Below are 13,661 nucleotides of genomic sequence, written 5' to 3' on the forward strand. Positions count from 1 at the left end.
TCCAACATTGGATAGCACACAAGTTCAACAACTTACACAAGCTGTTACAAATGCGAAAGATCATTTACACGGTGATGAAAAACTTCAAAATGATAAACAACAAGCGATTACAAATTTAAATCAACTTAATGGCTTAAATGACGCTCAACGTAACACATTTGAAAGTCAAATTAATCAAGCACCAACTCGTAATGAGGTCGCTGAAATTGTCGCTCAAGCAAAAGCATTAAATCAAGCGATGAATACATTGAGAAATGCCATTCAAGACCAGCCACAAATTGAATCAAGTAGTCAATTTATTAATGAAGATTCACCTGAGCAACAAGCATATAAACAAGCCGTTTCAAATGCCAAAGCAATTGTCGATAAAACAACAGATCCTATCATGGATAAAAATCATGTAGATCAAGCAATACAAGAAGTAAACGACGCTATCGCAAATCTACACGGAAATCAAAAACTTGCTCAAGCACAACAACAAGCACTAACTGATTTAAATGGGCTAAGCAACTTAAATCATGATCAACTTGAATCTGCGAAAGATGCGGTTAACCAAGCAACAACAAGAAATGAAGTTACTCAAATCGTCCAATCTGCAAATCAACTTGATCAAGCAATGGGTAAACTTAAAGATGTAGTGAATCAAGCAAATAGAGACAAAGCGGATCCTAATTACACAGAGGCATCTACTGAAAAGCAAGATGCTTTCAACCAATCTTTAACAAATGCAACGCATATTACAGATATACAAACAGGACCTAATGCAACTCAAACAGATGTTGAAAATGCAATAAGATCTTTACAACAAGCAATAAATGATCTAGATGGAAATGCACGTGTAACTAATGCAAAGGCACAAACTATTCAAGATATTGATCAACAACCACATCTCAATGATGAGCAAAAATCAGCGATGAAAGATCAAGTTAATCAAGCAACTACTTTAAAATCAATTGCTCAAATTGAAGATCAATCACATCAATTAGATCATTCGACTGATCAATTACAACAAGCGATTGATGAACATAATCATGTAACAAATACAGTTGATTTCACGCAAGCTGATCCTGACAAACAAACTGCATATAATCAAGCAATAGCACAAGCACAACAACTTCTAACTCAAAATGCGACACAACAAGAAGTTGAACAAGCTATTACAGCGATTGAAAATGCTAAACATGATTTGAATGGTGATGAAAAAGTTACAGAAGCGAAAGCAAATGCAACTCAAAATATTGATCAATTAACTGCTTTAAATCAAGCACAACATCAAGCGATAATCGATCGCATTAACAATGCCAACGATTTAAATGATATTCAAAGTATCGTTAATGAGGCTACTACGTTAAATCATGCAATGAATGAACTTCAACAAGCAGTTAACGATAATAATGAGCCAACGAAACAAACAGGTAATTATATAAATGCCGATACACAACTCAAACATGATTTTGATGAAGCTATCACGCAAGCACAACAAGCATTAGATCATCCAACTGGTTCTAATTTAACAACCGATCAAATTAATCAACTTAAAGATGCAATCAATCATACAAAAGATGCATTAAATGGCAACCAAAGATTAAATGATTCCAAATCTGATGCATTAAACAAATTAGATCAATTAAAACATCTGAATAATGCTCAAAATCAAATGGCAGAACAACAAATTAATTCTGCTAATACCTTAGGTGATGTAACTCAAGCGGTTCAAAAAGCAACAACTTTAGATCAATCTATGAATGCTTTAAATCAATATGTTCAACGAACAGAAGCGCCAGTCAAAGCAAGTTCGAATTATATCGATGCTGATGATGAGTTAAAAGCGAATTACAACACTGTTGTAGATCGTGCACATGATGTATTGAACAAAGCTAAAGGCAATGCTTTAACAAATGAAGAAGTAGAGTCTTTAAAACAAGAGATAATCAATACTGAAAACGCCCTTAATGGTGATCAAAACGTTTCTAAAGCTAAAGGTAAAGCTGATCAATTTATCGATAGTTTAGAAAACTTAAATCCAAATCAAAGAAACTTAGCACATCAATTAGTTGCTCAAGCTGATGATTTAGATACTCTTAATGACATCATCAATAATCAAATTGATTTAAATGATGCGATGAAAGCATTGAAAGATATTGTAAATAATGATGTTCCAAATAGCGAAAATAGTATTAATTATCAAAATGCAGATGATGATACTAAAGCGAACTTTACTCAAGCTAAAGATGATGCTATTAAATTACTAAAAGGTACTGATAATGAAGTTGGAGATACAAACGATATCCAAGGTGCAATACAAACACTTAAAGAAGCAATATCTCAATTAAATGGCGATTCGAGATTGCAGGACGCTAAAAACAAAGCAATCCAAGCGATCAATAAAACATTAGCAGATAAAATCAATAATATTGATGATGCAAATGCGACTGAACAAGATAAGATAGATGCTAAAAACAAAGCCGAAGCTATTGCAAATCAAACAATCAATGATATTAATAAAACAACAACTAATCAAGCAGTAGATAATGTTGAAAATAATGGCAGTCAAGCTATTGATCAAATTCATGCTAACGAAATACCGAAAGCTCAAAATGATGCTAAACAAGATATTGATCAACATAGTCAAGCATTAATAGATGCAATCGATCAAAATCCAAATCTATCTGATGCAGAAAAAGACGCTTTAAAAGTGCAAATTCATCAATTACAACAACAAGCGAACACAGATATTTCGAATGCTAGAACTAAAGAACAAATTCAAAGTGCCAAAGATCAATTCAACAACGCTTTAAACAAACTTAAAGATTTAATTCAGTCTAAAGTAGATGCAAAACAAGCGATTAAAGATATTGCTAATGCAAAACGAGATGAAATTAATAGCAATCCAAATCTTACAGATGAGCAAAAAGCGAAAGCATTGAAAGAAATCGATGATTTTGAAAACCAAGCATTGAACAATATCGAAAATGCTAGAACAAAAGACGAAATTTCAAATGCATTAACTAAAGGAATTAATCAAATTCAAAATGCACCTATTTGGGAAATAGATCAACAACCAGTCACAAACGAATTACCTAAAGCATCTGCGCAACAGGTATTGGTTAATGGAGAAATTGTTGTCCAACGTGACGAAGTCATAACTAATGATGAGGTGCTTCAACATATCAACTTAAGTGATCAAATAAAAGCGAAAGTATTAGAAATACCAAATACATCAAGCGTATCTAATGAATTAGATGCACGCGTTGAAATTACTTTGGCAAATGGATCAAAAGTGATTGTTTACGTACCTGTTAAAGTGATTGAAAAAGCATTAACAGTAGCTAAACAACAAGCAATTAAAGATATAGAAGATGTAACCCGAAATAAAATTAATGATATAAATAACAACACTACTTTAACGCAAGGACAAAAAGACGCTGCGATTGCTCAAATAAATAAATTAAAACAACAAGTAATTGACAATATCAATAAATCCACTAATCAAGATGACGTTGATCATGCTAAACAAAGTGGTCAAGATCAAATTAATCACTTTAACCCTAATGCGTTTACTATTGATCAAGCAAAAGATAGTGCACAAAAAGCAATTGAAAATGCAATCAAACAAAAAATAGATGAAATTAACGCTAGAAAAGATCTATCAGATAAAGAAAAACAAGTTGCAATCGAACAACTGAATAAGTTAAAAGCCAACGCTATCCATGCGATAAACGATGCAACCACTTTAACTGAAATCAACAAGCAAAAAGCTCAATATCAAGCAACAATTAATCAATTCAAACCTGTTGCTAACGACTTAGCTAAGCATAAAAACAATGCCATTTCATCTATTAATCAAATTGCTAATCAAAAAGCTAGAAATATCCAAAATAGTTCTATAGGAACACATAATCAAAAACAAGAGGCATTAAATAGAATCTATGATATCTTAAACGATACAATTAGAAATATTTATAATGCGCAATCACAACAAGCCGTTGATCAAGCATTAAATGATGGCATCGCACGTATTCTTTCTGTTGATATAACAGGATGGAATTTAAACATTCCGACTCAACCAAGACTCACTTATCCATCCTTGTTCGATTTAACAAGAACGCTTAACACTAACCAATTTAAAACATTTAATGGTTCTAGCGAAAATGCAACAGAAAGTCTAAAAGATCTTATAACTAATAAACATGCGAAGAAAGATACTGAAGAACCTAATGACAGCTTCAAACACCATAAGACATCAAATGGTTTTATAGATTTATTAAAAAATACTCTTGGATTTGTGGGTATATCAGGTTTATTAGCAGGATTCTGGTTCATATTAGCAAAACGTCGTAAAAAAGAAGAGGAAGATGAAACAGAAAATCATTCTTCACAACAACATAAGAAGCACAAACACTTAGTCGATGATGTCGACCACACACCATTGTTAGTTGCTAAAAAGAAAAAGAACAACGAAGAAGAAAGCAATAAGAAAGGAACTGAATTATCTCAAAAGAAACAATCATTAAAAGATGATGATTCCCACGTTGCACCACTGATTGCTAAAAAGAAAAAAGAAAGCAAAGAGACATCACCAAAACCAAAAAGAAAAACAACAACTAAAAATAAAAAAGTTGTAGCTTCTAAAAGAAAGAAAAAGAAATCAAAAAAATCTTCTAAACGTAAAAGATAATTGTTCCTCAAAATAAAGGAGCACCGATTGAAATCACTTCAATCGGTGCTCTTTTTATATTATTTAGCTTTTAACATTTTATATAATGCTTGTTGGGCATGTTGATTGGCTTCTTTATTTTGTTCTCGAGGTACCCATTTCACAAACAACAAATCAAAGTCTTGCTCTAAAATCTCTAATTGTTCAAAATAAGGTTTGAATTTAGCATTTTTTACATATCCTGCTTCTACACTATCTGCAATTAACTTTGAATCCGTGTATAAAAGGGCATTATTTACTTTTAATTCTCTTGCATGTTCTAACGCATGTATACATGCTGCCCATTCAGCACTATGATTATCCATTTCTCCTAAATTATGGGTAAACACGTGATGTTGATCTTCTTCTTTAATGACAACAGCACATGTACTTATACCTGGATTGCCTTTAGTTGCAGCATCAAAATTAATCTTCGCCATGTTTGCACCTACTTCATTTATGTGTTTTAAACTAATCTAATTACTTTTAATTTAATCACAAAAAGAGGTATAAATTCATCAAATTTTAATTATCATAAATAAAAAATCGCTTTACACAATTAAAACATTGAGTAAAGCGATAAATATTTAATAAGTGATTTAAAAGCCTTCATCTAATTTAGTGATTTTACCTTTACGGTAGAATGATTTGGCAATGTATCCAAATGGGACGTTGAAAATCGTAGACACAAGTTTTAAAACATATGTCGTGATAAAGATTTCAAAAACGGCCATGCCAGGTAAACTACCTATAAACGCAATGGATACAAATAATGCTGTATCAATGATAGAGCTGATAATGGTACTTCCATAAGCTCTAATGATAAATGTTTTATCTGAACTAAATAGCTTTTTAATTAATGAAAATATAAATACATCCACGTGTTGACCTATGATATAAGCAACAATTGAACCTAATGCAATTCTAGGTACAACATCAAAAATGGCATGGAAAGCATTTTGCGCAGTATCTTCAGGGGCTGGAATAAAATGTAATGACATTTGCATTACAATTATCATAACTAAAGTTGAAGAGAAACCTAACCAAACTGCACGTTTCGCTACTTTTCTTCCATAAATATCATTTAAAATATCCGTTGCTAAATAAATAGAAGCAAACATCACATTACCTAAAGTAGCTGAAATACCGAATATTTCTATCGTTTTGATGACTTGAATATTTGCGATAATCGTTCCAATCGCTACCCATGCTAGTAATCCTTGTTTACCAAACATACGATACATCACTACCATTAATATAAACGTCACTAAAAAGGTAGCAACGCCAAACAATTCATTATACATATCATTTTCCTCCTAAATTTTGTTAATGCGGGTGTTTAGAAACCGCTAAAATAACTTAACCATTTTACTCTAAAATAGTATTTTATGCAATGCGATATTCGATTCCACGAAATGTTATATTTATTTAAAAATGAAATATTAGAAAGACAAATTGATTGTTGTTCAATCATGGTTAATAAATGCTATAATATCGACATGTGAATTAATGAGTCAAAGACAGTAGATTAGATGAACTTGGCATATAAGACATGTCATATGCGCTACGTTAATGCCCCGACTCTTTTTTTGCGACATAAAAAATTTCTATAGCTAAAGGGAGTGGAGAGTATCCTTACTTATTCCGAACAACAAGCTATAAATCAAATTGATCAATTATTGACTACGTATTGTCATCAATGCCCATTAAAGTCGCATATAAGAAAGACCGAAAACAAGACACAGGCACATCATTTTTGTATCAATGAATGTTCAATTGGTAAACAAATTAAGCAAATAGGAAATGAACTTCAATAGGAGGTAATTGTTATGGAAATTGTTTCAATCTCAGAAACACCAAATCACAATACTATGAAAATCACTTTAAGTGAATCACGAGAAGATATGAAATCTAATACTTATACATCAGCAGAAGAAGGGCAACCTGAATTCATTAACGCATTATTTGAAATCGAAGGTGTAAAATCTATTTTTTATGTTATGGATTTCATCTCAGTTGATAAAGAGGATCAAGCAGATTGGCAAACGCTAATCCCTCAAATCGAAGATAAGTTCAATCAATAAGTAAATCTGATTGCATGGAGGGACAAAGACTATGGAAATTTTACGTGTAGAACCTACACCGAGTCCTAATACGATGAAAATCGTCTTGACAGAGAAAAGGCAAGATAATCAATCGAATACTTATACAACAATTAATGATAAACAACCACAATTTATTAATGATTTATTAGAACTTGATGGCGTGAAGTCCATTTTCTATGTTATGGATTTCTTAGCAATCGATAAACAACCTAAAGCCGATTGGGAAGAAGTCTTACCTTTAATTACATCTACCTTAAATAAGGAAGATCAAACACAACAAGAAGTACAACCAGATGAACACTTTGGAGAAGTTAAAGCTGAGGTTTTAATGTTTAAGGGGATACCTTATCAAATCAAACTAACCACTGGACATGATGAAAAACGTAAACAATTACCAGAATTTTACGTAGATAGTATGCTTAAAGCTCAAAAAGATAGCGATAACGTAGTCTTTTTAAGAAAATGGGAAGACTTTGGCATTCGATATGGAGATATCGAAGATGTTATGAATGATGTATATGAAGAAACATTAGCACTATATCCAGAAGAACGAATTCAACAACTAATTAAAGAAGCATTAGAAACAGATATTGTCATTCCAGAAAACCACTACCAACATGTATCGCTTGAAACTTATCAGCAAGCTTCAGACTGGAAAGAAAAATTAAGAATGTTGAAATCATTCCCAACACCGACATTTGATGATATTCCTTTATTGGACGCTGCATTAAATGAAGAAAAAGTGCCACTACGTCGTGAAGCAATTGTGTTATTAGGAATGATTGAAGATCGCCAAATCCTACCATATATTTATAAGGGATTACATGATAAAAGTCCTGCAGTACGACGTACAGCAGGTGATTGTCTAAGTGATTTAGGATATAAAGAAGCACTACCAGAAATGGAAAAGGCACTTGATGATCCTCAAAAAATCGTTCGCTGGAGAGCAGCAATGTTTATATTTGATGAAGGAAACGAACAACAATTAGATAGTCTAAAAGCTCATGCTAATGACTCAGCATATGAAGTTAAATTACAAATTGAAATGGCTATTTCTAGAATAGAAAAGGGCGATGAAGCACTCGGCTCTGTTTGGAAACAAATTGCTAATAGAAATAAATCCTAATCAATTAATAAAGGAGAATATCAATATGAATGCATATGAACAATATATGAAAGAGCTCGCTCAACAAATGCGTTCTGAACTAACAGATCACCAATTTGAAAGTTTAGAAACGAGTGAAGCTGTAGAATCATACATGAAACAAGTCAATGATAATGACACAACTTTCGTCGTAATCAACTCTACTTGTGGTTGTGCTGCTGGATTAGCACGACCAGCTGCTGTTGCTGTTGCAGAACAAAACGAAGCGAAACCCACAAATAAAGTCACAGTATTTGCTGGACAAGATAAAGAAGCAACTGCAACAATGCGCGAATATATTCAACAAGTACCATCTAGTCCATCATTCGCTTTATTTAAGGGGCAAAATCTAGTCCATTTTATGCCAAGAGAGCATATCGAAGGTAGAGACATCAATGACATTGCAATGGACTTAAAAGATGCTTTTGATGATCATTGTGAAGTAAAATAATCAAATTTTAACACATATACATGATAATAATAGGGTAGGTTGAGTAGTGCAGATTTCTGGTTGTATATTTTTAACGGTTGGTGAATAAAATTCACTAGCCGTTTTATCTTTTAGACACAAAAAAGCACAAATATCTCTATAATTATAAGTGGCTAAACAAATAAGTAAGGAGAGATATTGTGCCTATGTGTAATGATATATCAGAAATCATTGGAATTGAAGTAGAAAACTTAAAAATCACTCAAAAACTTGGCTTGTATGTTCATAAAAACGTTCGATGTTTACTATACAAAGGGATTTTGACGTACATCCCTATGGGATGTGAATGTTGTGGTATTAAAAACGATAATCACTTAATCATTAAACACGGATTTCGAGAAACTAAAGTATATATGGGTTTAATTCTTGAACGACCTGCGTACCTACAGTTAAAAAAGCAACGTTTTTATTGTAAGGAATGTGGTCAAACATTTACGGCTCAAACACCTTATATTGAGCCACGTTGTAGAATTTCCAAAGATGTTAAACTAATGATGATGAAGAAATTAGCCAAAGTAAGTTCTGAAAAAGACGTAGCTAATAGCTTGTTTATTTCACCTTCCACTGTACATCGATATTTAAAGGAAGTCAGTTCTTCTGTTAAAACAACTCCTAATAGCGAGTTGCCGAAACATTTATCTTTTGATGAATTCAAATCTACAAAAGATGTGGATGGCGCAATGAGTTTTATTTATTGTGATAGTATCACGCACGATATCATCGATATCTTACCAGATCGTCGCCAATTTAAACTCAAAGAATATTTTTTAAGGTTCTCTAGAAAACAACGTAAAAATGTTAAGAGTATATCTATTGATATGTATGTTCCATATATTTCGCTTATTGAATCACTGTTTCCAGAAGCAAAAATTATCATTGATCGTTTCCACATTGTTCAAGCAATAACTCGCGAAATCAATCGAACTCGGATTAAAGTTATGAATGAATTTCGAAGAAAGGATAGGCCGAATTATAATAAATTAAAGCGGTATTGGAAGCTGTTACTTAAGACACCACACGATTTGAACCGAATGCATTATCATCAATTTAGGCTTTTTACTACATGGCAGAGTCAGTATAGCCTTGTCCAATATTTATTAAGTTTAGATGGTCAACTTAAAGCAACGTATGAAATGGGTCATTTAATTTCAGACGCCTTAAAATCTAATAACATTAAACAATTAACCTATAGTTTATATACTTCGAAAAAACATGATCTATCCAAAGGTTTAAAACGAGTAATTAATACGTTGATAAAATATTTACCCTATATTACAAATACAATTCGATATCCACATCTAACAAATGGCCCTATTGAGGGAATAAATAATAAAATTAAGCTTATTAAGCGAGTCTCTTATGGTTATAGAAATTTTTATAATTTTAGAAATCGAATATTGATTATTTCTAGGATATTTGTAAGTGAATATAAAAAAAGTACTAAGCAACTGAATAGAGTTGCTTAGTACTTAATTCCATTACCAACCGACGTTGACATAGAACCAGATTTCTCAGTACATGTTGAGATGTGAGGCTGTACTACTCTTTTTGTATGTTTTTTGACATAAAAAATAAATTACATTTTACACATATCTGGCTTACTACTTTTTTCAACGATTAATTCTCAGTATAATAAAATTAATGTTAAATTTTGGTAAATATGCCAAAGACACATCAATACAGACTATAAAGAAAGGATGTCATCATTATGCTCAATTCATTTGATGCAGCTTATCACGGTCTCTGTGAAGAAATTTTAAAAATAGGAAATCAAAGAGATGATCGTACTCATACAGGAACCATTTCTAAATTTGGACATCAACTTAGATTTGATTTATCTAAGGGATTTCCATTATTAACTACTAAAAAAGTATCTTTTAAACTCGTAGCAACAGAATTACTTTGGTTTATTAAAGGGGATACAAATATTAAATATCTTCTTCAATATAATAATAATATTTGGAATGAGTGGGCTTTTGAAAATTATATCAACTCAGAAGACTATCATGGACCAGATATGACAAATTTCGGACATCGCTCACTACAAGATAGTGAATTTAATGAATTATATAAAGCTGAAATGAAAAAATTCAAAGAAAATATTTTAAATGATGATTCATTTGCGCAAAAATACGGTGATTTAGGGAATGTATATGGTAAACAATGGAGAGATTGGGAAGACAAAGACGGCAATCATTTTGATCAACTTAAAACTGTGATTGAACAAATAAAACAACATCCTAATTCAAGACGTCATATCGTGTCCGCTTGGAATCCTACTGAGATTGATACTATGGCATTGCCACCATGCCATACAATGTTTCAGTTCTACGTACAAGATGGTAAATTAAGTTGCCAATTATATCAACGTAGTGCCGATATCTTCTTAGGCGTACCATTTAATATTGCAAGTTATGCATTACTTACTCATCTCATTGCTAAAGAATGCGGACTTGAAGTTGGTGAATTTGTTCATACTTTCGGTGATGCACATATTTACTCTAATCATATGGATGCAGTCGAAACACAATTATCCCGAGATAGTTTCAATCCACCACAAATTAAGATTAACACTGACAAATCCATATTCGATATTGATTACGAAGATATTGAACTAATTAATTACGAATCACATCCAGCTATCAAAGCACCTATTGCTGTATAGTATTTAAGAAAATTTTGTATCTTAGTATAATTATGAGAAATTTTTCAATTTTTATCATAAAATTATCAGTATAAACCACGTTATTGTAACGAATTGTATTCAATTTATGTTACATTAAATTTATGAAATCGATATATTAACGCCCACATACCAAGGAGGACAATGAAATGACATTATCTATTTTAGTCGCACATGATCAACAAAGAGTTATAGGTTACCAAAATCAATTACCATGGCACTTACCTAATGACCTTAAGCATGTTAAAGAATTAACAACAGGTCATACGTTAGTCATGGGACGAAAAACTTACGAATCTATTGGCAAACCTTTACCAAATAGACGGAATGTGGTTTTGACTAAAAATATGTCTTTTCATCCTGAAGGTGTGGATGTCATTCATTCTTTCGAAGAGATTCAACAATTAGAAGGCCACGTATTTATTTTTGGTGGTCAAACATTATTTGAAGAAATGATAGATAAAGTAGACGATATGTTTATTACTGTGGTAGATGGAAAATTTCAAGGTGATACATTCTTTCCTCCTTACACTTTTGAAGAATGGGAAGTTGAGTCATCAGTTGAAGGTAAACTAGATGAAAAAAGTACAATTCCACATACATTTTTACATTTAAAAAGGAAAAAGTCATAGGAGGAGTTATTTATGGTTAAGCAAGTTATCGTTACGGATTCTACATCAGATTTACCTCAAAGCTATTTAAAGGAGAATTCAATCAATGTTATACCTTTGAACGTTACAATTGACGGTAAATCATATATTGATCAAATTGAGATTACTTCTGAAGAATATATTGAATATATGGAACAAGATGCTGATGTTAAGACAAGCCAACCTGCTATCGGTGAATTTATTAACCTATACGAAGAACTTGCAGGTGATGATGTGGAAATTATCAGTATTCATATGTCATCTGGCTTAAGTGGTACATATAATACAGCATATCAAGCAAGTGAAATGGTAGATGCGAATGTGACAGTCATAGATTCTAAATCAATTTCAAACGGTTTGGCTTATCAAATTAAACATATTGTTGAATTGATAGAACAAGGTACATCTACAACTGATATCGTAAAAAGCGTTAAAGAATTACAAGAAAACACGAAGCTATTTGTTGTCATTGGACAATTAAACCAACTTATTAAAGGTGGCCGTGTAAGTAAGACTAAAGGACTTATTGGTAATATCATGAAAATCAAACCAATAGGTACATTAAATGATGGTAAATTAGAGTTAGTACATAACGCTAGAACTCAAAATACTAGTATCAATTATCTAAAAAAAGAAATTTCAGAATTCATAGAAAATCATAAAATTAAATCAGTAGGTATTACGCATGCAAGTGCGTTAGATTTTGTTGATAAAGTTAAAAATACCTTTACTGAGGCATTCAATTGTCAAGATTACGATGTTAACATCACAACACCAGTTGTCACTACACATACTGGAAAAGGTGCAATTGGTTTGGTTGTCGTTCGAGAAAAATAAATAATCGCTTTCAATGCCTTCTAGCCTTTGAGCGTTTATCTTTATTTCTATCTAATAATATCGTAAATTATTAACAAGAATAGGAAGGAGGCAATCAAATGGCTTATGCGACATTAGCTGGCGGTTGTTTTTGGTGTATGGTTAAACCATTCACATCATATCCTGGCATTGAATCAGTAGTCTCTGGATATAGTGGTGGTCATGTAGAAAACCCTACTTACGAACAAGTATGTACTAATCAAACAGGACATGTTGAAGCTGTCCAAATTACTTATAATCCAGAAATAACTTCATTTGAAAATATATTAGATGTTTATTTCAAGACTTTTGATCCTACAGATGATGGTGGTCAATTTTTCGATCGAGGCGAAAGTTATCAACCTGTCATCTTTTATCATGACGAAGAACAGCGTAAAGCTGCCATCTTAAAAAAACAACAAATTGATGAACAAGGTATATTTAAGAAACCTGTTATTACACCAATTAAACCATATAAAAATTTCTATCCTGCAGAAGATTATCATCAAGATTACTATAAAAAGAATCCTATGCATTATGAACAATACCAACGTGGATCAGGCAGAAAAGCATTTATAGAAACACATTGGGGGACTCAACATGATTAAAAAGAATAAAGACGAACTTAATGATATGGAATATCTTGTTACCCAAGAAAATGGTACCGAGCCACCATTTCAAAATGAATATTGGAATCATTTTGAAAAAGGTATTTATGTAGATAAACTTTCAGGCAAACCATTATTTACGTCAGAAGAAAAATTTGAATCTGATTGTGGATGGCCAAGTTTTTCAAAAGCCATTGATGATGACGAAATCATTGAATTAGTAGATAAAACGTTTGGTATGATTAGAACAGAAGTACGTTCTGAAGATGCTAACAGTCACTTAGGCCATGTGTTTAATGATGGTCCAAAAGATAAGGGTGGATTAAGATATTGCATCAACTCAGCAGCAATACAATTTATTCCTTATGATAAATTAGAAGAATTAGGTTACGGTGACTTAATACAACACTTTGAGAAATAGGAGTGAAAC

Annotated in this window: 13 protein-coding genes; 11 read left to right on the forward strand and 2 right to left on the reverse strand. The window is 32.1% G+C overall.

The genetic code is table 11. The features are described from left to right. Window positions 1-7 precede the first annotated feature (7 nt). Entirely contained in the window at window positions 8-4,678 is a 4,671-nt protein-coding gene (locus LPC11_RS12595; RefSeq protein WP_443028893.1) for a DUF1542 domain-containing protein, read from the forward strand. 59 nt (window positions 4,679-4,737) lie between these two features. Here the strand turns inward: LPC11_RS12595 and LPC11_RS06815 are convergent, their stop codons facing one another. Both LPC11_RS06815 and LPC11_RS06820 read right to left on the reverse strand, forming a co-directional pair. Next, window positions 4,738-5,136, reverse strand: a complete 399-nt coding sequence (locus tag LPC11_RS06815) for a ribonuclease HI family protein (protein WP_023372497.1) — start codon at window positions 5,134-5,136, stop codon at window positions 4,738-4,740. Window positions 5,137-5,295: 159 nt separating this feature from the next. After that, window positions 5,296-6,000, reverse strand: a complete 705-nt coding sequence (locus LPC11_RS06820) for a queuosine precursor transporter (protein ID WP_023372495.1) — start codon at window positions 5,998-6,000, stop codon at window positions 5,296-5,298. Between the two features lie 318 nt (window positions 6,001-6,318). Between LPC11_RS06820 and LPC11_RS06825 the strand changes: the two genes are divergently transcribed. From LPC11_RS06825 to msrB, 10 genes are all read left to right on the forward strand, one after another. Continuing rightward, window positions 6,319-6,513 (forward strand): zinc-finger domain-containing protein, encoded by a 195-nt coding sequence (locus tag LPC11_RS06825; RefSeq protein WP_015364999.1) that lies wholly within the window; start codon window positions 6,319-6,321, stop codon window positions 6,511-6,513. Between the two features lie 12 nt (window positions 6,514-6,525). Next, window positions 6,526-6,780 (forward strand): NifU N-terminal domain-containing protein, encoded by a 255-nt coding sequence (locus tag LPC11_RS06830; RefSeq protein WP_023372493.1) that lies wholly within the window; start codon window positions 6,526-6,528, stop codon window positions 6,778-6,780. Window positions 6,781-6,811: 31 nt separating this feature from the next. Then, window positions 6,812-7,927, forward strand: a complete 1,116-nt coding sequence (locus tag LPC11_RS06835; protein WP_023372491.1) for a conserved virulence factor C family protein — start codon at window positions 6,812-6,814, stop codon at window positions 7,925-7,927. A 25-nt stretch (window positions 7,928-7,952) separates the two neighbouring features. Continuing rightward, a complete protein-coding gene (brxA, locus tag LPC11_RS06840; protein WP_023372489.1) occupies window positions 7,953-8,396 on the forward strand; it encodes a bacilliredoxin BrxA in 444 nt (147 codons plus the stop codon). A 185-nt stretch (window positions 8,397-8,581) separates the two neighbouring features. Beyond that, complete coding sequence (locus LPC11_RS06845) at window positions 8,582-9,901, forward strand: ISL3 family transposase (protein ID WP_148519196.1); 1,320 nt, start codon at window positions 8,582-8,584, stop codon at window positions 9,899-9,901. Window positions 9,902-10,143: 242 nt separating this feature from the next. After that, window positions 10,144-11,100 (forward strand): thymidylate synthase, encoded by a 957-nt coding sequence (locus LPC11_RS06850; RefSeq protein ID WP_023372487.1) that lies wholly within the window; start codon window positions 10,144-10,146, stop codon window positions 11,098-11,100. Window positions 11,101-11,267: 167 nt separating this feature from the next. After that, the gene (locus LPC11_RS06855; RefSeq protein ID WP_023372485.1) at window positions 11,268-11,750 is read left to right on the forward strand and encodes a dihydrofolate reductase; all 483 of its coding nucleotides are present in this window, start codon (window positions 11,268-11,270) and stop codon (window positions 11,748-11,750) included. 12 nt (window positions 11,751-11,762) lie between these two features. Then, window positions 11,763-12,605 carry a DegV family protein gene (locus LPC11_RS06860; RefSeq protein ID WP_023372483.1) on the forward strand — a complete coding sequence of 281 codons (843 nt, stop codon included), beginning with the start codon at window positions 11,763-11,765 and terminating at the stop codon, window positions 12,603-12,605. Between the two features lie 98 nt (window positions 12,606-12,703). Next, the gene (msrA, locus tag LPC11_RS06865) at window positions 12,704-13,231 is read left to right on the forward strand and encodes a peptide-methionine (S)-S-oxide reductase MsrA (protein WP_002466625.1); all 528 of its coding nucleotides are present in this window, start codon (window positions 12,704-12,706) and stop codon (window positions 13,229-13,231) included. Further along, window positions 13,224-13,652: a peptide-methionine (R)-S-oxide reductase MsrB gene (gene msrB / locus LPC11_RS06870; protein ID WP_023372480.1), complete on the forward strand. Its 429-nt coding sequence runs from the start codon at window positions 13,224-13,226 to the stop codon at window positions 13,650-13,652. The genes msrA and msrB overlap by 8 nt, the downstream gene beginning before the upstream one ends. The last annotated feature ends 9 nt before the right edge of the window (window positions 13,653-13,661 follow it).

Origin of the sequence: Staphylococcus sp. HL28, assembly GCF_021117155.1 — a bacterium.
In the GTDB taxonomy this organism is placed as follows: Bacteria; Bacillota; Bacilli; order Staphylococcales; family Staphylococcaceae; genus Staphylococcus; species Staphylococcus warneri.